Annotated in this window: 12 protein-coding genes; 3 read left to right on the top strand and 9 right to left on the bottom strand. The window is 58.2% G+C overall.

Annotated features, from left to right (window positions below; translation table 11 throughout):
• Window positions 1–86: 86 nt before the first annotated feature.
• Window positions 87–3428, bottom strand: coding sequence for an isoleucine--tRNA ligase (ileS, locus tag O3648_RS04380; protein ID WP_371568697.1), 3342 nt, complete (start codon window positions 3426–3428; stop codon window positions 87–89).
• 1361 nt (window positions 3429–4789) lie between these two features.
• Between ileS and O3648_RS04375 the strand changes: the two genes are divergently transcribed.
• A complete protein-coding gene (locus O3648_RS04375; protein ID WP_371568694.1) occupies window positions 4790–5266 on the top strand; it encodes a hypothetical protein in 477 nt (158 codons plus the stop codon).
• Between the two features lie 707 nt (window positions 5267–5973).
• On the opposite strand, the gene cobA is transcribed toward O3648_RS04375, so the two are convergent.
• A complete protein-coding gene (cobA, locus tag O3648_RS04370) occupies window positions 5974–6789 on the bottom strand; it encodes a uroporphyrinogen-III C-methyltransferase (RefSeq protein ID WP_279740118.1) in 816 nt (271 codons plus the stop codon).
• Between the two features lie 97 nt (window positions 6790–6886).
• Window positions 6887–9556 (bottom strand): nitrite reductase large subunit NirB, encoded by a 2670-nt coding sequence (gene nirB / locus O3648_RS04365; protein ID WP_371568691.1) that lies wholly within the window; start codon window positions 9554–9556, stop codon window positions 6887–6889.
• A gap of 545 nt (window positions 9557–10101) precedes the next feature.
• Here nirB and nirD point away from each other — a divergent pair.
• Window positions 10102–10428 carry a nitrite reductase small subunit NirD gene (nirD, locus tag O3648_RS04360; RefSeq protein ID WP_279788961.1) on the top strand — a complete coding sequence of 109 codons (327 nt, stop codon included), beginning with the start codon at window positions 10102–10104 and terminating at the stop codon, window positions 10426–10428.
• Window positions 10429–10552: 124 nt separating this feature from the next.
• Here nirD and O3648_RS04355 read toward each other — a convergent pair whose 3' ends face one another.
• The 6 genes from O3648_RS04355 to O3648_RS04330 all read right to left on the bottom strand — a co-directional run bounded on the left by O3648_RS04355 (window position 10553) and on the right by O3648_RS04330 (window position 19200).
• The gene (locus O3648_RS04355) at window positions 10553–11293 is read right to left on the bottom strand and encodes a sirohydrochlorin chelatase (protein WP_371568689.1); all 741 of its coding nucleotides are present in this window, start codon (window positions 11291–11293) and stop codon (window positions 10553–10555) included.
• A gap of 83 nt (window positions 11294–11376) precedes the next feature.
• Window positions 11377–14028: an HtaA domain-containing protein gene (locus tag O3648_RS04350; protein WP_371568687.1), complete on the bottom strand. Its 2652-nt coding sequence runs from the start codon at window positions 14026–14028 to the stop codon at window positions 11377–11379.
• A 203-nt stretch (window positions 14029–14231) separates the two neighbouring features.
• A complete protein-coding gene (locus tag O3648_RS04345) occupies window positions 14232–14492 on the bottom strand; it encodes a hypothetical protein (protein ID WP_279754138.1) in 261 nt (86 codons plus the stop codon).
• 1340 nt (window positions 14493–15832) lie between these two features.
• Window positions 15833–17401: an LPXTG cell wall anchor domain-containing protein gene (locus O3648_RS04340; protein ID WP_371568684.1), complete on the bottom strand. Its 1569-nt coding sequence runs from the start codon at window positions 17399–17401 to the stop codon at window positions 15833–15835.
• Window positions 17402–17944: 543 nt separating this feature from the next.
• Complete coding sequence (locus tag O3648_RS04335; RefSeq protein ID WP_371568682.1) at window positions 17945–18745, bottom strand: SDR family oxidoreductase; 801 nt, start codon at window positions 18743–18745, stop codon at window positions 17945–17947.
• Window positions 18746–18885: 140 nt separating this feature from the next.
• Complete coding sequence (locus O3648_RS04330; protein WP_371568680.1) at window positions 18886–19200, bottom strand: penicillin-binding protein; 315 nt, start codon at window positions 19198–19200, stop codon at window positions 18886–18888.
• Between the two features lie 538 nt (window positions 19201–19738).
• Between O3648_RS04330 and valS the strand changes: the two genes are divergently transcribed.
• Window positions 19739–22471, top strand: a complete 2733-nt coding sequence (gene valS / locus O3648_RS04325) for a valine--tRNA ligase (RefSeq protein ID WP_371568678.1) — start codon at window positions 19739–19741, stop codon at window positions 22469–22471.
• The last annotated feature ends 498 nt before the right edge of the window (window positions 22472–22969 follow it).

Raw genomic sequence — 22969 nt, 5'->3', positions numbered from 1 at the left:
CCGGCAGGTGGCCCGCCGTGTGGCGGGATAGACGACGGGCCGCCCCGCCCAATAAAGGGGCGAGACGGCCGTACGGTTCAGGCGTTTTATGCCTTGGCTACGCTAATGCTCAGCTCGGCTGCTTCGCTCAGCTGCAGGGACACGGCGAGGGTTTCGCCGGTCACCAGTGCTTCGTTGGCGCGCAGAGCTGCCAGAGTTTCCTCCGGTGCCGCGATGTTCAGGTTGATGCGGTCCGAAACGTTCAGGTCGGCGTCCTTACGTGCCTGCTGAATAGCGCGGATGGTGTCGCGGGCGATGCCCTCGGCAACCAGCTCGTCGGTCAGCTCAATGTTGAGGACCAGGAAGCCGCCGGGCAGAACCGCAGCCGCAGTATGCTCAGCACCCTCAGCATCAGCGGCAACCACGGTTGCCAGCTCGTATTCGCCCTCTTCCAGAGCCAGGCCGCCGTCCAGAGCTGCCACGCCGACCAGGACAGTGCCGTCCTCGGTCACGGCCCAGTCACCGGACTTGGACGCCTTAATAGCAACCTGCACCTGCTTGCCCAGGCGCGGACCTGCCGCACGTGCGTTGACCTTCAGCTGCTGGGAGATGCCGTAATCGGCGGGGTCGACGGTGTCGGCGCTGACCAGCTCCACCTGGCGCAGGTTCAGCTCGTCCTCAACGATGTTCGCAAAGTACTCCGCGCCCTTCTCGCCGAATGCGGTACCCAGGGCAGCGAACTGCTCGGGTGCGATTGCCACGGTCATCTTCTGCAGCGGCTGACGCACACGGATCTTCTTTTCCTTACGCAGTGCCGAACCGGCGGAGCAGACCTCACGCACGGTCTGCATGAGAGCCAGCAGGTTGGACTCATCAGCGAAAGCAGATGCCTCGGGCCAGTCAGCCAGGTGCACGGAGCGTTCACCGGTGAGGCCGCGGTAGATTTCCTCACTGCTGAGCGGCAGCAGGGACGCAGCAACCTTCGACACGGTCACCAGTGCGGTGTAGAGGGTGTCGAATGCGTCGGTGTCTTCGTTGAAGAAGCGCTCGCGGGAGCGGCGCACGTACCAGTTGGTCAGTGCGTCGGCGTACTGGCGCAGGGATTCACAGGCGTTCCAGATGTCGTAGGAGTCCATCGCTGCGGTGACCTGCTCGATGAGTTCGCGGGTCTTGCCGAGGATGAAGCGGTCCATCACGTGCTGTGAGTCGTACTTGAGCTTCGCGCTGTAGCCTTCGCCGTTGTTGGCGGCGTTAGCGTACAGGGCGAAGAAGTGGTAGACGTTCCACAGCGGCAACATGACCTGGCGAACACCTTCACGGATACCCTGCTCGGTCACGATCAGGTTGCCGCCGCGCAGGATCGGAGAGGACATCAGGAACCAGCGCATCGCGTCGGAGCCGTCGCGGTCGAGGACCTCGGAGACATCCGGGTAGTTGCGCAGGGACTTGGACATCTTCTGACCGTCCGAGCCAAGCACAATACCGTGGCTGATGACGTTCTTGAACGCGGGGCGGTCGAAGAGCGCGGTCGCCAGGACGTGCAACACGTAGAACCAACCGCGGGTCTGGCCGATGTACTCGACGATGAAGTCTGCCGGGTAGTGGTTCTCAAACCATTCCTGGTTCTCGAAGGGGTAGTGCACCTGTGCGTAGGGCATGGAGCCGGAGTCGAACCAGACGTCAAGCACATCTTCCACGCGGCGCATGGTGGACTTGCCGGTCGGGTCGTCCGGGTTCGGGCGGGTCAGCTCGTCGATGTACGGGCGGTGCAGGTCGGGTTCGCCGTCCTTGTTCAGGGGCAGGCGACCGAAGTCTGCCTTGAGCTCTTCGAGGGAGCCGTACACGTCCATGCGGGGGTAGTTCGGGTCGTCCGAAACCCACACGGGAATCGGGGAGCCCCAGAAGCGGTTACGGGAGATGGACCAGTCGCGCGCGTTCTCAACCCACTTGCCGAACTGGCCGTACTTCACGTTTTCCGGAATCCAGTTGATCTGCTTGTTCAGCTCGTACATGCGGTCCTTGAAGTCGGTGACCTTCACGTACCAGGAGGTGATTGCACGGTAAATGAGCGGGGTGCGGCAGCGCCAGCAGTGCGGGTAGGAGTGCACGTAGGACTTCTCGCGGATTAGCACGTCATCTGCCTTGAGGGCGTTGATGATGGTGCGGTTCGCGTCGAATGCCTGCACGCCTGCAATCTCAGCCAGGGCGGTGGCACCGGAGGCGGTGGGCTCGGCGAAGAGGTTCAGGAACTTTGCGCCTTCGTCGAGGGAGAGAATCACGGGGATGCCGTAGCCTTCACAGACCTTCTGGTCGTCTTCACCGTAGGCGGGTGCCTGGTGGACGATGCCGGTACCGTCACCGGTGGTGACGTAGTCGGCGACGAGGATCTGCCAGGAGGTTTCGGTGCCCCACTTTTCGGTATCTGCGAAGTAGTCCCACAGCGGGGTGTAGCGCACGTGCTCAAGCTGGGAGCCGGTATAGCGTGCGGTGACGGCTGCGGTTGCGTCCTTTTCGGGCTGGTCGCCTTCGTAGCCGAGGTCCTTAGCGTAGGAGCCAAGCAGCTCGGAGGCAATCAGGAAGGAGCGGCCCTCGAACTTGCCTGCACCGGGCACGACGGAGTATTCAATCTCGGGTCCGACAGCGAGCGCCTGGTTGGTGGGCAGAGTCCAGGGGGTGGTGGTCCATGCGAGTGCTTCGACGCCGTCGAGTTCTGCGGCGACCTTCTCGTCAGCTCCGAGGGCGGTGTCTGCGGTGAGGCGGAATGCGACGGTGACGGTCTGGTCCTGGCGGTCCTTGTACACGTCGTCGTCCATGCGCAGCTCGTGGTTGGAGAGAGGGGTCTCGTCCTTCCAGCAGTAGGGCAGCACGCGGAAGCCCTGGTAGGTCAGGCCCTTGTCATAGAGGCGCTTGAACGCCCAGATGACGGACTCCATGTACTCGACGTTCAGGGTCTTGTAGTCGTTTTCGAAGTCGACCCAGCGTGCCTGGCGGGTGACGTACTTTTCCCACTCGTTGGTGTACTTGAGCACGGATGCGCGGGCAGCATCGTTGAAGTTGTCGATGCCCATTTCAAGGATTTCGCGCTTATCGGTCATGCCGAGTTGCTTCATTGCCTCGAGTTCTGCGGGCAGGCCGTGGGTATCCCAGCCGAAGCGGCGTTCTACCTTGTGGCCGCGCTGAGTCTGGTAGCGTGCAACGAGGTCCTTAGCGTAGCCAGTGAGCAGGTGGCCGTAGTGGGGCAGGCCGTTAGCGAAGGGAGGGCCGTCGTAGAAGACGAATTCGTTTTCGCCGTTTTCGCCTGCGGGGCGGTTCTCGACGGATGCGGAGAAGGTGTTGTCCTTCTTCCAGTAGTCGAGGACTGCCTCTTCAAGTGCGGGGAACTTGGGCGATGCGGTGACGCCGCTTCCTGCGGCTTCGAAGGCGCTCGCCTTGGGGTATACATGGGACATGTGTTTGTGCGCCCTTATCTGTTGTTCTCAACGCTGAGAGGTTGGGGCGACAGGGTACGTTGGCACTCGTCGTCCGCGCCCTTTCAGCGGGTGAGGATTGACATGACGGGTGCAAGGACGCCTGGGCATCGCTGACCGATCCGGGCTGTGCCGGGGCAGGATGCGGCGCGGTACCACCTTGCTTACTGATTTAACAGCTCAACGCACCGAACCCTCCCGGGGCTACGGGGTGCCACGGCTCATGTCCGCGATACCTAGCCACCGGAAGAGCGGCGCGTTGGGCGGGTATCAGTCGCTTATTACAGCTATATCGGGCTTAACCGTCCGGTTCTACTGGGACTACATCTCTTCCGCTAAGACACCCTCGCCGCAGCGATTGGCGGGTGTCCGCAGGTGCGGTCCGTTCTTCCGAATTGCTCGCCGGTGATGGCCGGGTCGTTGCAAACACTAATAGTTTATGTGGCTTTTGTGTCTGTATGCAACCCCACGGGGTGTGGGTTTGAACAGCACTTTTCTAATGTACCGATACTGGAGGTGCAAAACAGAATGGTTCTTCGTTCGGCGATATCTAGAGCGAGTAGGGGTCTTAAGGGGGCTCGACTCACCCCACACTCGGGCGTGTTTAAGGATGTATGTTTTTACATTCCTCAAGTGTTGCTTTAAGTGGGTTTTGATTTTTTTAAGGGAACCTGCGGGATTAGTGCCGGCACAACCACAAGATATAGGGTGAACACCGATGTAATTCCACTAGATATTCACCCCTATAAGTTTTCACCCCCTCGATATCCCGTGTGGGAACCGGTTTTCCTGGATTATTCAGCAATGCATAGCGGGTGAATAGAGTGCATATTTGGGGATTATTGAGCAGGTTTTCCCCTTATTGGATCGGGTATTTCTTCTGGACTATTGAAGGCTTCCTTAGGGTCAGAAGGCTGAACCAACCACCCTCCACTCCCCCATCTTTTGGAAATGCTGAAGCGCAGTTCTTTTATTTTTCAAGTCATAAATATGACTGAAATCACTTAGTTCGACATGCATGCAACCCCCTCGCTGAGTAGTCCCCTCTATCAAATAGCCCCTCACCAACAGGGAGTAGCCGTAATACTTTACAGTAACTGACATCTTGAGTGTCCCATAGGCTCCCAGAGATTACTAAGATTCTTTTTCGTGCATTTTGAGCTCAAAATAATCTAAAATGAATCATGCAACACATCAATGGCGATTCGGTAGTATCTACCCTCTCAGCAGGGGCATGACCACAGCAGTTTCACCAGTACCCCTCGCCCACGACATGAGGTACACCCGAGGTCACTTCCGGACCTCACCGTGAGGAACCGACCTTTCAGGGTGTCTACGAGACGTTGCACGCCTACTACAGCGCTCAGATTGCCACACTCAAGGACGGACGCTACATAGACCAGACGAATGATTTGACCTACCCGGCTGATAAGCGTGCCAGTGATGAGGTCAAAGTATTCAAGGAACTGCACGAGAAGAATGGCTGGTACATGAAATTCACGTGCAGCATTGTCATGCAGAACACCGAACCGGGCAGTGCCTTGAAAAACGGTGACGGCTACGTAGAAATCGTGATGGACGCCGAGTATTCTGCCGCTGCCATTCATCAGCCGGATGGCACCGAGCGCAAGGTTCCGGCGATTACTCAGGTATTCGTTTCGCACGTGATGCTCTACACCGAAGGTAAGTGGTGGCGCATTAGCAACGACTACCTGAGTGAGCGTTTTATCGGAGGCAAGGGCTCTTCTGGCTCCGGAGAATCCAGCTCTACCGGTTCGAGTGGTTCTTCGTCCTCGGGTCGCAGCTCCACTAAGGTCTAATGAAGCTTTAAACCAATCTTCTATAGTAAAAAATGGATACTTCATACCGCCGCAATTTGCGCTCCGACACACACGTATCCCGGTACCTCCTTTGTACTGCACACCATACAGAACGATGAGACGGATTCTTTCGTACGCATCACAGCGTTGTGAAGTGCGCTACCTCAATCAACCATTTTCAGGAAATACCATGTGCTTCCGGTCGAGCGCACACGCCAGCTTCTCTGCTAACGACCGAAACGGATTGACCCGCTGCACTGTTCTTTTTGGTGGTCTGACCGCCTGTGCTTTGGCTCTAGCAGGATGCGCTTTCAATAAGGATATTCCACCCCACCGGTACCGGTGATACTTTCTCCGGCTCCCCGAGCGCCTCCGCTTCCCTCTCAGCTTCGGCTTCGCCTTCTGAGTCTGCCTCGGCTTCGGCAAGCAATTCCAGTGGTTCCGGTAGCAGCAACGAATTCAAGATATAGGCTCTGAGAGCAACGCCCCCGACGAAAGCGAGGCGAGTATCAACTGATACCCGCCCCGCTTTCGTATGTTTTTATACCGCGGCGTTCCCGGCGCTACTGCACCTGCGAGCGCCTCAGTTACCCAACATCTAGCATCTGCACACGCAACAATAACAGCAGGCACAGCAACAGCCCCGCTCCTTGGCAACTAGGAAACTAAGGATGCGGGGCTGCGCAATACTATCTAGCGGACCGCCTCTAGGAGGTGGAACGCTCACGCAGACGCTCGTGAACCTCGCTCACAAAGCGGTTGTGATGATCGCGAGCATAATGTACGACCTCGCCGATGACGGTAATAGCCGGCGGTTTGACCGATGCGCAATCTCCCTGAGCGTTCTGAAGGGTCGTGACAGTCACGCGCTCCTTCTCAGAGAAACCGTTTTCAATGGTTGCCAGCGGCGTGTCAGCCTCAATCCCACGAGAGAGCAGAGACGCCACCGTATCGGGCAGAGTACGAACGCCCATCAGCAACACCACGGTGCCCTGGGCACGCAGGGTCGCCTCAACAGCCGACACTTCGGTCTCCGACAGGCCGGAGTGACCAGAAATGACGGTGAAAATCGAGGACACCTTACGCAGGGTCACCGGAATCGCCGCACGCGCAGGAACCGCAATGGCACTGGTAATCCCGGGAATAACCTCAGCCTCCAGGCCGGCTGCGATGCATGCATCCAGCTCTTCAGCACCACGACCGTACACGTACGGGTCGCCGCCCTTCAAACGCACCACGGTCTTACCTGAGAGCGCGTAATCAATCATGAGCTGCTGAATACGGGACTGCGGAACAGCATGCTTACCAGGAACCTTGCCCACATCAACGATGAGAGCGTTCGGTGCATACTCGCCGTACTCCTGCGGGGCGAGGTGATCTAGAAGGACCACGTCCGCCTCGCTCAGGGCACTTGCTGCACGCAGGGTGAGTAGGTCGGCGGCGCCGGGGCCACCACCGACAATGTAGACCTTACCGGGGTTCTCGGCGGGCTCGCCGGGCAGGGCAATACCGCGTTCCGTCACGCTATCGTCCAGGGTGTGCCCGGGCGCCCCGCCCGCGAGTATTTCATCAATAGTGGCGAATTCACGGGGCGGGAACGGAGGAATCTTCGGGCACATACTATGCTGCCGGGACCGGGTTGAGGTCACTGGGCTTACCCACGGGAATCTTGGCACCGGTCAGCAGGACGGTATTGGACTCGCCAGATTCTGCTGCCGCAATTTCCTCCGGGGTTGCGGGGCGAATCTGCTCGCGCTCCAGCACGTACAGGTGCGAACCCTCGTCGCTGCCGTTGGGTTCGTTGATGAAGGCACGGAAGCGGCGCAGGCGGCGCTCGTCGCGCAGGGTTGCAGCCCACTCGTCCTCGTAAGAGTCAACGTGACGCTGCATATCGCGCTCCAGGTCCTCGCACACACCCAGGGAGTCCTCAATGAGGACGGACTGCAGGTGTGCCAGACCGTCGCCGTGCTCCTCATCCAGATCCTCAAGCCAGCGAGCGGTACGCTGTAGCTTATCTGCGGTGCGGATGTAGTACATCAGGTAGCGGTCAATGTAGCGGATGATGTCCTCGCTGGAGGCGTCCTTGACGAAGAGGCGACCGTGAGCGGGGTTTGCACCACCGTTACCACCCAGGTACAGGTTCCAGCCGTTGGTGGTTGCAATCAGACCAACGTCCTTACCCTGTGCCTCGGCACATTCACGGTTACAACCGGAAACACCGAACTTGAACTTGTGCGGGGAGCGCAGACCACGGTAACGGTTCTCGAGCTGGACTGCCATGCCGGTCGAGTCCTGAACGCCGAAGCGGCACCAGGTCGAACCCATGCAGGACTTCACGTTACGCAGGGACTTACCGTATGCCTGACCGGACTCGAAGCCAGCATCCACCAGGCGCTCCCAAATGTAGGGCAGCTGCTCCAGGCGAGCACCGAACATACCGATACGCTGAGCACCGGTGATCTTCACGTACAGGCCGAACTCTTCAGCGACCTCTGCGATGACGCCCAGCTTCTTAGCGGGAATCTCACCTGCGGGAATACGCGGAACGACGGAGTAGGTACCGTTCTTCTGCATGTTCGCCAGTGCACGGTCGTTGGTCTCCTGCAGGCCACCGCGACCAGCGTCCAGAACGTAGGAGTTGCGGAAGGAGGAGAGAATCGATGCAACGGTCGGCTTACAGATTGCACAGCCGTCGCCGCCATGACCGAAGCGTGCCAGCACGGAGTCGAAGTCATCCAGGCTGGTCAGGCGCACAGCCTCAGCCAGCTCTGCACGGGAGAAGTCGAAGTGCTCACACAGTGCCTTGGAGACGGTCAGACCCATCTTCTTCATCTGCTGTTCCAGAGTCTTCTGCAGCATCGGAACACAGGAACCACACTGGGTACCCGCGGTGGTGCAGGACTTCAGGGAGGCAACATCGTGGTTGCCGTCTACGATTGCCTCGCGGACAGCACCGAAGCTGATGTTGTTGCAGGAACACAGGATCGCGTCGTCGGGCAGTTCGGTGTCAGGGATGCCGTCACCGCCGCCAGCTGCAGTCAGATAGACGTTCGGCTCAGCGGGTAGTTCACGACCGAGCAGGGGCTTGAGGGAGTCGAAGGGAGCGGTGTCACCGACGAACACGCCACCAAGCAGGGTCTTTGCGTCGCCGCTGGTCACGATCTTCTGGTACATGCCGCGTGCGGGGTCGGCGAACAGAACCTCGAGGCAACCCTCGGTGGTGCCGCGGCGGTCACCGAAGCCAGCCACCTGAACGCCGGAGAACTTCAGCTTGGTTGCGATGTCGAACTCTTCAACCTGAGCTTCTTCATTGTCATTGAGCAGGTTAGCTGCCACAGCGTCAGCCATAGCGTTAGCCGGTGCGACCAGACCCCAGGTGCGGCCCAGCACGCAGGCGACCTCACCGATCGCCCAAATGTGCTCGTCGGAGGAGTGGCATGCGTCGTTGACGAGAATACCGCCACGCTCACCCAGCGCCAGGTCAGCGTCACGTGCCAGCTCATCGTTGGGGCGAATACCTGCGCCGAAGACCACCATATCGGCGGGCAGGGTGCGGATTTCTGCGTCCTCGGAGGGAGAATCTGCGATGGATACGGAGACAACGTTGCCGTCAGCATCCTTGTTGATGCCGGAGATGTACACGCCGGTCTCAATCTCAATGCCGGTTGCCTTGATCTGGGCGTTCACGGCGTAACCGCCGCCCTGGTCAACCTCAACGGAAAGCAGCCAGGGAGCCACATCTAGGATGGTGGGCTCTGCGCCCAGGTCCTTCAGACCCTCAGCTGCTTCGAGACCGAGCAGGCCGCCACCGACGACGATACCGCGGGGTGCGCGGCCGAGGGTGTCCTGCAGGCGCTTGACCTCGGAGACCATGTTCTTCACGTCGTCGATGGTGCGGAAGACGTGTGCGGCGTCCGAGTTAAGAATCGGGATGCGAACCGCGCGGGAACCAGTTGCGAAGACCAGCACGTCGTAGGGGTACTCATTGCCCTCGGTGTCAGTGACGACGCGGCGGGTGCGGTCGAGCTTCTCTGCGCGGCAGTTGTTGACCAGGTTGATGTTCTCTGCATTCCACAGTTCGGGGTCCCCGAGGGTCAGGTCCTTCTCGGTGTCCTTGAAAATCTGCTCGATAGCAACACGGTCGTAGGGGATGTAGGGCTCATCGTTGAGGACGGTGATGGTGTCCGCCGTGCGACCTGCAGCTTCAGCGCCTTCGTGGTATGCGCGTACGAATCGCCACGCTGCGGGGCCTGCGCCGACAACGAGAATGTTGCGGGGAGTGTGCGACATGGATTTTCCTTCCTAGTTGTAATGCAGGTAGTTCATGGCGCGTTCCTACTCTCGATACGCGGTGGTGGCGTGCCTTCGGCGGGAACTCCTAGTTTCCCGGTTTTGGGGCTTGTGCCGGTGCGTACCGGGTAGTTGAGGCGCCCGCTTCTTTAGAATGCATCTGAAAAATTACGAAACACTTTTATGTGGGATTGTGTTGCTTTCTTCAGACAGTCAAAAGGCGTTTTTAACTACGACTTTTATCGTACACGTTCTCAGGTGCCTCAGGCACTGAAATTTGGCATTCTTTGGGAAAATTTTCCAAAAATTCCGCGGAATACCGGGCTAGAATGGGGCACTCCTATCTTAACGGCAGTTAATTTAGGTAAGGCTAATCTACAAAAAATAGGGCTTGAGTTTTAGGGTAAAAATAACCTTTAGCACCCTCCGCGTGCCCCATTTCCAAATGTGGGTTTCATAAGGTAAACTCCAAACAAAGAACACACGAACCGCTATTGTGTCCTGCACCCCGCGCGGCGCAGACCACCGCCTCGAAAGGAACCCCCATGGCTGAGAATTGGGTACGCATCTGCGCCGAATCTGAACTCGAAGAAAACTGGGGTGAAGTCGCCCTGGTCGACGGCTACCAGTACGCCATCTACAAGACCAAGCACGGCATCTTCTCCAGTGACCACCTCGACCCGCACAGCCAGGCACTGGTCCTCGCACGCGGTATCGTCGGCGAGAAGAACGGAAACCCCACCATTACCTCCCCCCTCTACAAGGAAGTCTACGATCTGACCACCGGTGAGTGCCTCTCTGATCCCTCCTACTCCATCAAGGTCTACCCCGTAGAGGTCCGTGACGGCGACGTCTACCTCAAGACCGCCTAAACACTCACACTTCACAACTCAAATACAGCAACACAAAAACCTCGGGACCATTACATCCCGAGGTTTTTTGTATTAACATTTTTAGCTTTACAAGCACATCTACACGCACCGCAAACCTGAGTTGCTATCCGGCATCCAGTTGGGCAATAGCCGCATCCATGCGATCGATAAAGCACTCAGCAACCACGGTAGCAGCATCGGTATCCTGCGCATTCACCAGCGGCGCGGCGAGCTTCGCCGGCACACCGGTCGACTCAGCATCACGGCGCATCTTACCGGAGAAGAACCCCTCCGCCAGCAGGTAGGTTGCAGCAAACTTAGGCTGATGCTCAGCAACCACCTCGTGGAACTTCGGATCGATAGAGGCAACGAAGCCGTGATGCACCGGAGTATTCAGTTCCTCAGCCAGCAGCTCAGCGGCACGGCTCATATCCGCGCGACCATCAGCGCGGGAAGAACCAGCCGCGCCCTGCACCACAGGGCCATCACCGGGAGCCCAGCCGACCTCCTCCAGGCGGGTGCGAGTCAAAGCGGCAAGGCGAGGATCCGGACCCAGCGACTCACCAATGCCGATACGCTCAATGCCGCTATTACGCGCGGCACGGCGCAAATCCACCTGAGTGTGAAAGCCGGTCGACAGCAGAATCGGCACAATCACGCAGGGCTCATCATTGGGTAGAGAGGCTGCGGCATCATCAACGCTGGGAGATTCCACATCCACATATGCGGCATGGATACGGTATTCCACGCCGTCATTACGCTGCGCGAGCAGGAACTTGATCTGCTCACGAATCAGCGTAATAGCCTCGCGACCGGCGGCCGAGTCGGTGCCGTGCGAGGTGGCGATTACATTCAGAATAGTCATACTTCCATTGTATGAAAGGAACACCCCGCTTCCCCACTCATGAACACGAGTGACGAAGCGGGGTGTTGCACGAAAGCTAAATATTAGCTCTTGCGGCGGCGTGCCACAACCAGTGCGGTACCTACCGCCAGGGTGATAGCACCAGCTGCTGTGGCAAACGTAGCGCCGGATGCGCCGGTCTGCGCTAGCTTCGAGGAGGAGCTACCGGAGGTCGAGGAGCCACCTGCGGAAGAACCACCACCGAGGGAGGAACCGCCGTTAGAGGAACCGCCATTGGAGCCGCTCACACCCAAGTTGTCGGATGCTCCGGAACCCGCATCAGAACCACCGTCGGAGCCACCCTTGTAGCCGGCAGCGTTCTGGTCGGCGGTGCTGCTCTCAGAAGCGGAAGCGCTCGCAGAAGTGGAAGCACTCGAAGATGCCGACTCGCTCGCCGAAGCGGTCGCCGATGCACTGCTGGAGCTGCTTGCGGAACTCGATGCGCTCGCGGAAACACTCGAAGAAGCGGACGCACTAGCGGACGCCGATGCGGACTCGCTCGCTGAGGGGGTCACGGCGGGAACGCTCGGAACCGAGGTCGGGGATGCGCTCACCGATGCGCTCGGGGTTACAGAAGCGCTCGGCGCAACAGAAGGCACCACGGACTCGGTCGGCAGAGACGGCGAGGTGGGCTCCTCCGAAGGCACTGTGGTGGGTTCTGCGGTCACGCTAGGCTTAGCGGTTGCAGAAGGCTCCACGGTCGGCTCAGCGGTTGCAGAAGGCTCAGCAGTCGGTTCTGCGGTGGTAGAGGGTTCTGCAGTTGCGGTAGGCTCCACGGTGGGTTCAACGGTCGGCTCAGCGGTCGGTGCCTCGGTGGGAGCAACGGTAGGCTCAGCAGACTTGGTCGGTTCCGGTGCCTTGGTCGGCTCGGGTGCCGGGGTCTGTTCCGGTGCCGAGTTCGTTGCCAGGCGGTTCAGCCACAGCTGATCCTCGTAGGTGGTCGGGTTCTCGAAGCTGGTCGGGTAGATAATATCGCCGTTGGGCAGTTCGAGAGCGTTGTAGCCGCCGCTCTTGTCGGTCTTGCGCATCGAGGAGAGCACCACCTCGTTCACCTTGTTCAGGGTGTCATCCATGAACACCAGGCGGGAGCCGGAGGCGTCCACCACAACCACGTTACCCGCGCGGGTCAGGAACATGGTGGCAACCTCGGTCTTCTCGAAGCCCTCAAGAGTTGCGGACTCGCGGACCACGCTGAAAGTGCCGTTCTCGTACTTGAGGATCTGCACCTTACCGCCGTACCAGTTGTTCCAACGGTAAATGTAGCCCTTGGGGCTGACCAGGGTCGAAGGCAGGGTGGTGGTGTAGCCCTCGGGCGAGGAGTTCGGCACCAGGGACACGCCGTTGCTGCTCAGGTGCAGCAGGTGGCCCTTCTGAACAACCTTTTCGCCGGACGCATCGTAGATGGAAGTCGACGGTGCGTAAACGAAGCTGCCGTCGGGCAGCGGTGCGAGGGTCAGGGTGTTGTTGGAGAACGAGTCGCCGTAGTACTCGTCGAGCGAGTACGCTTTCACAACCTGCGGGTCGATAGAGTCGGGCTTCGGCAGAGTCTGCGAGGTTGCATTGCCGGATGCGTCAATGATGGTCAGCTTGCCGCCACCATGGCCGTCAATGCTAACGATACCCCAAGTGTTGTTGGCGGGGTTGTAGCCGATTGCCTTGACGGTGTTGGCACCGAGCTCTGCGTCGGAGTAGGGACCGGAGGAGACAAGCTTACCCTCAGCGGTCACGGTGTACAGCTCGGGCTTGTTGGTCTCGCTGCCGATGACGAGCATGCGGTTGCCGTCAGCGTCCACCGCGAAAACGCCCTTAATTGCCTTCAGGACGCCGGTGTCGGTCATCTTCAGGTTGGAGCTGGTCAGCACGGTGTAGGTGGTGTCGCCACTGAAGCTCGGGGGTGCGACGTGCACGATGTGGTTCCGGCCCAGACGTGCGGTGTTCTGGGGCTGGCTCACGCCCGCGCCGGTGTTGTAAGACTCGGCGACGCTGTAGGCGCTCTTGGGGGTGTTGGCTGCGCTACCGGTGTAGGAGATGCTCAGCGGGTCGAGGCTAGCGCCTTCGTTGTAGAAGTCGGAGAAGGCGTGGTTACCATCGGCGGTCAGGTTCGCGGAGATGCCGCTGATGCTGACCACGCCGCCCTTCTCGCTCTGCTTGGCGGTGCCGGTGCTCAGGGTCGCCATCTTGACTTCCGCGGGGCCTTCGAACTTGCCGGAGGCGTAGTTCTTGGTGCGCACGGTCATGTAGAGGGAGCCGGTGCCGTCAGCGAGGTTCAGTTCCACACGAGGGTTGGAGAAGGTGAGGTTCAGGGCACAGCCGGTTTCGGGGTCCTGACCTTCAGCGCAGTGGCCGGTGAACCAGAGGCGGCCGGCAGCCTGCAGAGTGACCTGCTTGCCGTCTTCAGAGACGGTGGTGGAGGTCGGGGTGAAGGTGAACTGCTTTGCGGTTGCGTCCCAGGCTGCACCGTCGGTCATTTCGCGGGGCATACCGTTATAGGACAGGAAAGATGCGCGCACGCCCCACCCGAAGGACGCGCCAGCAGTTGCCTGGTCGCCTGCAGCGACGTTCTGTACGGCAACATTCTGGGCAGCGACATTAATGTTCTCAGCGAGAACCGGTGCCAGAGGCAGGGTAACAGCGCCGGCGACGGCGAGGGCGCAGGCTCCCTTGGAGAAGCGGGTGCCAGATGTGAAAATCTTCATTGGTGTGTATCCATACTATCGACATTGTTAGGACAGGCTTACTATATCGACAGTGTAAGCATTTCTCAACATCAGATTCCAAGAAACCGTTTTGTGACAGCGCGCGAAATATACCGCATCACCTAAATACCCTCGCACGCCGACGGCTACACTCCGCCAGGTAGAGCGCTAAGACGGCTTCTACTCCCCTAGCCTCGTTTCACCTAGTCTCGCTTCCAAGAGTTAAAACGTGACACACCCAGGGTGCCAAGAATCAGACCGCCACCCAAAATCACCAAAATCGGCAACAAGGGCGAGGACTTCTCAACTCCGCGAGTAATTTGCGCCTCCGTCTCCTTCACACCATTCGGTGACCCCGACTCAGTGCGCACCTTCGACGAGGAGCCACTCAAAATCGCGGCGCGACGAGACTGTGCCGCCGAATCATTACCGGACGGCAAATCAGACTCAGGGGTTGCCTGCACAACATGTGCCTCCCAGTACGGTACCCCAGAGCCGGAGAAGATTCAGGGCTCGAAGAGCGCGAGGAGCGAGGAACAGAAATCGTGGCGTCCCGAGTTCCCGGCGCCATAGCAGTATCGGAACGGATACCGCGGACCTTGTTGCCGCCCGCAGCACTATTTACGGTAGAATCGCCGCTAGAAATCGCAGTAGGGCTCACAGAAGGTACCCTACCGAACACGCAGGCACCCGGCAGAGCCTCTCCCCTTCAACAACTCCCCTACAGAGAGCCACGCCTCACAGCACCAAGAAACAGATACGCTAAACTACTCCGCACCCAACTCTTCAGCACCCATACTCTCCTGAGGAGAAGCAACATTCACCGTTTCAGACTCCGAAGACTGATAACCCAGCAGGTTCACCACAGTACAGCCGGGCAATAGCGTGCATAGCCAGACATAATCATCGTCTCAGGAGCCTGCACAGAAGTATCCGCCACAGAGCTTCGAGACTGCGCAGTAATCCGCACGAGCAGAACGCTGAGCCTCAAGCCGCGCCTCCACCTTTACGGCGCGGGGAACTCCGGTGGTGTCCGGGAAAAATGTTCTGGCAGCTAGCCATAATCTCGTCGACTGTTACACCAGGCTTGGGCGTAAACTCAATCGAGACAGTCTCACTGTTGCTCAGGTTCTCAATTTCCGCCATGTACGGCTGCTCAACATTGAGGCACTGGTGTATGCTCAGCTCCAAGTTGCCTTCTTCATTCTTTTGAGACAATCAGATGAGCTGCGGGTACGATCATGAAGGGAATTGCTCTATTTATCGGTAATTCCACACTAACAATACTTTTTTATTTATTGTGGTAAATATGCTTTACCTCCCAAGTATTTTACTGTGCAATAACCCACATAGCATATTTTTTATCTTTCAGAACTCCATCAAGAGCACTCAAAATACATAGACTAGATAAAACTTTTCAACTCCACCTTGAGAGTCAAAGTTTTATTGCATATATATGTAGATTAATGGATTTGCAATAAAAATATTCTGTGCTTTAATGCATTTAATTTATTTATTTTAAGTGAAAAAATAGCAGGTCATGCCACTTTTCCTACATTGTTTCACAAAGAGTACAGACCGATACTCCTGATAGAATCCCCCTCACCATTGAGCGCAACAAGCCAACCCCTCAACCGACACGCCCCCTCCCCCAAGCATCCAGGCACAGAAAGCACGGGAAAGAAAAAACACAGATACGCAAAAGTGCCACTAACACTCTGTCTAAAGTATTAGCGGCACTTACTTCACACACCTCGCGGTGAGCATCAGATGTTTAGAGCCTGGGCTATTAAAGCCTAAGCTATTAGAGGCTGCGGCGGCGCAGGAGCATCAGTGCGGCACCAGCAATCAGAGTTGCAGCGCCAACGCCTGCGATACCTGCAACACCTTCAGCACCGGTGTTAGCCAGCTGCGGCTTCGAGGAAGCCGAAGAAGAGGTCGAAGTCGAACCCTTAGTGCCGGAGAAGCCTACGGTGTGACCCTTGGAGCTAGAGGAGGTAGCAGCAGAAGCGTTGCCAACCTTAGCCTTGGGTGCCTGAGAAGTGGGCATGCGGGTCTCGGTTACGACAACCGAACCGTCTTCGCGCATTTCAGCGGTGAAGACGCTGGTGGTACCGTCGCCGTTATCACGAACAGTGGTATTGTCATCCTCGGTTGCTGCCGGCAGGGTCGGTGCTGGGTTGTTCGCATCGCTCACAGTAGCGGTGGTGACTGCAACCTGGTGAACCAGACCATTGGGGTCGCTGGTTGCCACCATTGCGTATGCGTAACCGGGCTGCAGCAGTTCAGCAAGAACGCCAACCTTGACACGGAAGGTGCCGTTCACGATTTCAGAAGCAGGCACATCGTGGGTTGCCAGAGCCTCACCGGTGATGTTGCCGCTTGCATCCAAGCGGAAGATCGCGATCTGGACACCGTTAGCGACGGACTCGTGGGTGAAGCCGGAGCCGTTGAAGGTCAGAACGTTGTACTGGTCGTTCGGATCTAGGGAAGCATCCTCGGTGGTGAGGGTTGCGTTCTCAGGTACCGCGGGAGCCTCGGGCGCGGGGGGCTCTTCCTTGGGAGCTTCCGGTGCGGGAGTCTCATCCTTGGGCGCCTCGGGTGCCGGGGCCTCTTCCTTGGGAGCTTCCGGTGTGGGAGTTACAGGAACGGGGGTCTCTTCCTTGGGGGTCTCCGGTGCGTGGGTAACGCTCTCAGTAACCTTGAAGGAGGAGATAGCTACGAGCCTCTGATCGGGCTGACCCTGCGGGTTGCTTACAGCAGACAGTGCGTAGGATGCGCCGGCGGGCAGCTTGCCTGTTTCAACGGTGATGGAACCTTTGAAGGTGCCATCCTGAATCTGGTCTGCGGGTACCACAACGGTAGCGAGAGCCTCGCCGGTGATCTGGTTGTCTGCATCCAGTGCGTAGATGCTGACCTGCACACCGGGGCCAACCTTCTCGCCGTAGAAGCCTGCGCCAACAATGTTCACAGTGTTCAGCTGTGCATCAGCGGGGAAGCGAGCATCCTCAATAACGATGGAGGGGTCAGCCTGCTTCACCTCGGGAGCCGGGGTGGCGGGGCTGGTCGGCTCGGGGGTTGCCGGAGCGGTGGGGGCAGGAGTCTCAGCCTTGGGAGTCTCGGTTGCGTCTGCCTTGGGGGTTTCGGTCTTAGGTGCTTCGGTTGCCTCAGCCTTAAGGGCTTCAGCCTTAGGAGTCTCGGTTGCGTTGCCGCCGGGCAGGGAAGAAGTCTGAGAAGATGCCTTCTGATCAACAACCTGCTGCTGATCGGCGGGTGCTTCTGCCGCAAAGGTTGCCGGGATTGCTGCTACAGATCCAGCGGTAAAAGCTACCGCAGCTGCAATCTTGTAAACGCGACGGGTAGTCTTCGACATTTTTCCTCGATCTCTGAATTATCGATGGTGAACCTAAGCGGCGCGCCTCCGTCATTGAGGGACGCACAGATTCACATATGGGTGTGATTGCTAAAAGGCTAACACCCGACTCTGAGTCTTCTACTCTTTTAATATCCACTTTAAGTAACTGTAATGAAATCGTTATAAAACCATCTCTTAAGTTGAGGGTTATTACAGACCAATTGTGGTGTTTTCCAGTCATATACTGACATATGAGCGCCGACGACCTTACACTTTGATTGCATTTTAGGAAATTAGGATACTTTCCATGAATAATTTCACCCCAACTATTTCACCATAGTGAACCATAAGTCTCATGTACCACTTTATGGTTCTATTAAGTACTCTTGGACATCTCTCCCCCACTCTTTCCCACCCCGCGTAGCACCCCAACCAAAGCTCCATACAAGCCGCAGACCTCCCGCGCACACGAACAAAAAGCCTCGCCCGCATCCTAAGAATCAGGAATGCAGGCGAGGCAAATATAAAACCCCCGCATCAGCGGACGCAAGATCACAAAACTTAGCTCTCTTTGCGAATCACCTTGAACTGGCTGGGCTGCGCCACCGGGCGAATAGTAATACGGTCGAGGTTCACGTGGTGCGGAACGTTTAACGCAAAGGTCACAGTCTGCGCCACATCCTCGGCAGTCAAAGGTTTCTCGACTCCGGCATAAACACGCTCAGCCGCCTCCTTAGAACCCAGACGATTCAGGGAGAATTCCTCGGTACGCACCATGCCCGGGCAGATCTCAATCACGCGCACATTATGCTCTGCCTCTTCCAAGCGCAGCGCCTCCGTCAGGCCGCGAGCGCCGAACTTCGCCGCGTTATATCCGGCGCCACCCTCGTAGCCGTGCTCAGCAGCAGTGGAGGTCAGATTCAGAATCGTGCCGTAGCCATTCTGCCGCAGTGCCTCCGCGAAAGCACGCACCATATGCAGAATACCGAGCACATTCATCTGGTACATTTTCAGATAATCATCAGGCTTACCCTCTGCGACCTTGTCCACACCAATAGCACCACCAGCAATATTGACCAGGGCATCAATAGTGCCCTGCTCTTCCAAAATCTGCTCGGTAACGAAGCGTACGGAATGCTCGTCGGTCACATCACACGTAACCGGGTGTGCACCAGTCTCGGTGTAAAGCGTGTAGAGGCGGTCAGTACGCCGCGCCACTGCATAAACAGTCCATCCGCTAGCCACCAGCTGATGCACCGTAGCTCGCCCAATACCACTGGAGGCGCCGGTTACCACGGCAACTTTGCCAACACCGGTATTGGGCAGGAAAGGAGATACAGGAATGTGGGTGTTCTCAGTCATACTTTAATCCTAGTAGAGCGATGCCCGCGGGTGCTCTGTTCGAGCAGACCCGCGGGCATATATTTTGAAATGTTCGATAGCGAGATAGATGCCGACAATGCCACTATTCAGGACGAACGGTACAGGCACTGTCACACCTACTACTTGCGGCGGCGAGGCAACCCCCAACGGCTCCTGCCGCCGTCACGGAACCCAAGGCGGTGCTCAAAATAGACGGGCGAGCTACTACCGGTCCTGATGGTGTCCGGAGGGACTGTACCTTCACGCGCCGACATCAGATAAAGAATCGCGGCACCGGGCATGAACACAATCAGAGGCAGTACGAAACGCATACGCGCCTCACCGTAACCGCTACACACAGCCAAATGCCAGACGCACAACGCAACCAGCACCAGGTGCAGTATCAGCAAAACAGTTTCAGGCGTACCCAAACCAAAAATACTCAGAGAACTCATTGGCAACTCCTCGAAGGTCATGTACTTTCAGTCTACGCCGCCTCCGCGCTACTGAGAAGGATTCACCAGCTGTTGATACTCAAGATTTTCACGCCTACACTGCTGGTAATCAAGGACAGATAATAGGGGGGGTTCTCTCCCCCTCGCCATTTTCCGCTGAGTTTACCGTTGAATCCCCGGTTACTCCTCATATAGGGAACTTCCATGACAGCAATACCGCACGAGCGCATCACCGCGCTACACGAGCAACGCCGCACCCTACAGCAGAGAGCACACAGCATCCGTGCCGCCACCGGAACCCCCTACAGTTCTGAGGTTCACCTGCTACTCGGGCAGAGCTACCTCGACCCCGCCAGTTGGCAAGAACTCACCGCCTCCAGCGGGATACGTGCCGCAGCACGCAGGGCACAATTTGCGCGCCGGTACCGGCACCTCCTGGCGCGTCTAGAAGCCGCCATCGAGCGGTACGAACAGCACAGCGCAGCGCGGAATTCCCCTGGAGCTGAGAGAATGCCGTGAATATGAGAAAATAGCCGTTATGGCTGAAAACATTTTGGGCTCAGACTCGCCCGTACAGATTAACGTTCCCGACCGCCCCGCCCTGGAAGGCCTCGAAGAGAAGCTCTCGCAGCGCTGGACCGACGAGAAAACCTACGCATTCGACGAGAACACCACTCGCGAACAGGTCTACTCCATTGACACCCCGCCGCCGACCGCATCTGGCTCCCTGCACGTGGGTCACATGTTCTCCTACACCCAGACCGACGTCATTGCACGATACCAGCGCATGACCGGCAAGAACGTGTTCTACCCGCTCGGCTGGGATGACAACGGCCTGCCCACCGAACGCCGTGTTCAGAACTACTACGGCGTTCTCTGCGACCCCTCGGTGGCAGACAACGACTCCTTCCGTGACCTGATCACCTGGAAGGCAGACGGTACCCCCAAGCCTGACCGCAGCCAGGCAAAGTGGCCGCGTATCTCCCGCAACAACTTCATTGAACTCTGCGAAGAGCTCGCGGTTGAAGACGAGAAGGTCTTCGAAAACCTCTTCACCACCCTGGGTCTGTCCGTTGACTGGTCGCGCACCTACCGCACCATCGACGCGCACTCCCGCAAGGTCTCCCAGCTCGCCTTCCTGAAGGATCTGGAAGCAGGCAACGCCTACATGGCAGAAGCACCGACCATGTGGGACGTCACCTTCCGCACCGCAGTGGCACAGGCTGAGCTGGAAGACAAGGAACGCCCCGGCGCGTACCATCGCATCAGCTTCCACCGCCCCAACGGTGAGAAGGTCTGGATTGAGACCACCCGCCCCGAGCTGCTGCCCTCCTGTGTGGCTCTCGTGGCACACCCGGACGATGAGCGTTACAAGCCGCTGTTCGGCACCACCGTCACCTCCCCGCTGTTTGGCGTTGAGGTCGAGATTAAGGCGCACCCGCTGGCACAGCCGGATAAGGGTGCCGGTATCGCCATGATCTGTACCTTCGGTGACACCACCGACGTCACCTGGTGGCGTGAACTGCAGCTGGACACCCGCGCCCTCATCGGTCGCGATGGCCGTTTCTCCCGTGAAACCCCCGAGTGGATTACCTCCGCCGAGGGTCGCGAGCGCTACGAACGCATGGCAGGCACCACTGTCTTCACCGCGCAGAAGACCGTCGTGGAGATGCTGGTTGAGGCTGGCGAAATGGACGGCGACCCCAAGCCGATTACCCACCCCGTGAAGTTCTACGAGAAGGGTGACAAGCCCCTCGAAATCGTTGCTTCCCGTCAGTGGTACATCCGCAACGGTGGCCGTGACGCGGCACGCCGCGAGAATCTCATCGAGCGCGGCCGTGAGATGAACTGGTTCCCCTCCTTCATGCGTAGCCGCTACGAGAACTGGGTTGAGGGTCTGAACGGCGACTGGCTGATTTCTCGCCAGCGTTTCTTCGGCGTTCCCTTCCCCGTCTGGTACCCGCTGGACGCTGAGGGCGAGCCGGACTACGAGAACCCGATTCTGCCGACCGAAGAGATGCTGCCGGTTGACCCCGCATCTCAGGCTGCTCCCGGTTACACCGAGAATCAGCGCGGCGTAGCGGGCGGCTTCATCGCTGACCCGGACGTTCTGGACACCTGGGCTACCTCCTCCCTGACCCCGCAGATTGCGACCGGCTGGGGCGTGAACCCGGACCTGCACGCGAAGACCTTCCCCATGGATCTGCGCCCGCAGGGTCACGACATTATCCGTACCTGGCTGTTCTCCACCGCTGTCCGCGCGGAGACCCTGGCTTCCTCCGTGCCCTGGTACAACACTGCGCTTTCCGGCTGGATTCTCGACCCGGACCGCAAGAAGATGTCCAAGTCTAAGGGCAACGTTGTGGTCCCCAACGAGGTTCTGGAGAAGTACGGTTCGGACGCTGTGCGCTACTGGGCTGCTTCCGCTCGCCTGGGTGCTGATACCGCCTACGACGAAGGCCAGATGAAGATTGGCCGCCGCCTTGCCATCAAGCTGCTGAACGCATCCAAGTTCGTGCTGAACCTGGGCGCTACCGAGAAGTCCGTGATTACTTCTCAGGCCCAGGGGCGTGTGCTGATCAACGCTCTGGACCGTTCCCTGCTGGCTCGCTTGGCGTACCTGATTGAGGAAGCAACCGCCGCATTCGAGAAGTATGAGTACGCTCGTGCCCTGCAGATTTGCGAGAGCTTCTTCTGGTCCTTCACCGACGACTTCGTTGAGCTAATTAAGGACCGTGCGTACGGTGCTCGCGGCGAGGAGGAGCAGGCTTCTGTTCTGGCTGCGCTGGCAACCACCCTGGATGCTCTGCTGCGCTTGTTCGCGCCCTTCCTGCCGTTCGTGACCGAAGAGATTTGGTCCTGGTGGCGTGCAGGTAGCGTGCACCGCGCCGAGTGGCCGCAGGCACTGCCCATTCTGGAAGGTACCCTGCTGGCTGAGTACTCTGCACAGAACCCGACTGCCGGCATTTCTGCCCAGTGGGTCCTGGCGGATGCTGACCCGGCTCAGATTGAGTCGCTGAAGCAGATCCTGCCGGATGTTGCCGAGGCTCTGGGTGGCCTGCGTAAGGCTAAGAGCGACGCGAAGGTTAAGCAGCGCACCGAGGTGGAGTCCGCAACTATTGCGGCTCCGCAGGCTCAGCTGGATCGCATTGCCGCTGGCATGGCTGACTTGAAGGCTGCCGGTAACGCTCGTGAGCTGTCCCTGGTGGCAGCTGAGAGTGAGCTGGAGGTTCGCGATGTTGTGCTCGTTGTGGAAGAAGCAGCTGAGTAATTTTGCCAAATTTTAAGCGTTCTTCGTTTAAATTTATGACGCTGTTTGAGCGTTGAAGACGGGGCGGTACCGATTGACGGTACCGCCCCGTCTTCTGTGCCTCTGTATGTTAGTTTTCTATTTTCTGGGGTATTTTCTAAAAGCCGCCAACTTTGGGTTTTATTGCATTTAACTATTCTTTCGCCTCGCATACGGAGACCAGGCACCCGCTAGAAACGCACCTCTGAACATGTGGGTTTAGGCCCATTAGACCATGGAATATTCAACTTCGGCAGGCGCATAAGTCTGCCCAGGCTCTACACGCCAGCTACACCAACGAAGTGTATGAGCTCTGGCATCAACACATCTCCACCAGCGCCGCCACCGATGAGGCGAGCATCGCCTCCGGTTCTTTGAGCGCTCAGCAGCTTGAGGCCTGACCCGCAAGTGGATGCGCTTCATGCGCGAAAACTGCGATATGCTGCACCACGAAAGCTCCATCAACGCCGCACGTGCCGC

This window comes from Rothia sp. 27098_8_161 (genome assembly GCF_041432905.1).
Lineage (GTDB): Bacteria > Actinomycetota > Actinomycetes > Actinomycetales > Micrococcaceae > Rothia.
Note: the sequence above shows the minus strand (reverse complement) of the source record. Positions and strands in the feature narration are given on the sequence as shown.

Bases quoted from the DNA above. Each gene is read 5' to 3' on its own strand.
- ileS (WP_371568697.1), bottom strand. From the start codon at position 3,428: ATGTCCCATGTATACCCCAAGGCGAGCGCCTTCGAAGCCGCAGGAAGC.
- nirB (WP_371568691.1), bottom strand. From the start codon at position 9,556: ATGTCGCACACTCCCCGCAACATTCTCGTTGTCGGCGCAGGCCCCGCA.
- nirD (WP_279788961.1), top strand. From the start codon at position 10,102: ATGGCTGAGAATTGGGTACGCATCTGCGCCGAATCTGAACTCGAAGAA.
- O3648_RS04355 (WP_371568689.1), bottom strand. From the start codon at position 11,293: ATGACTATTCTGAATGTAATCGCCACCTCGCACGGCACCGACTCGGCC.
- O3648_RS04350 (WP_371568687.1), bottom strand. From the start codon at position 14,028: ATGAAGATTTTCACATCTGGCACCCGCTTCTCCAAGGGAGCCTGCGCC.
- O3648_RS04340 (WP_371568684.1), bottom strand. From the start codon at position 17,401: ATGTCGAAGACTACCCGTCGCGTTTACAAGATTGCAGCTGCGGTAGCT.
- O3648_RS04335 (WP_371568682.1), bottom strand. From the start codon at position 18,745: ATGACTGAGAACACCCACATTCCTGTATCTCCTTTCCTGCCCAATACC.
- O3648_RS04330 (WP_371568680.1), bottom strand. From the start codon at position 19,200: ATGAGTTCTCTGAGTATTTTTGGTTTGGGTACGCCTGAAACTGTTTTG.
- valS (WP_371568678.1), top strand. From the start codon at position 19,739: ATGGCTGAAAACATTTTGGGCTCAGACTCGCCCGTACAGATTAACGTT.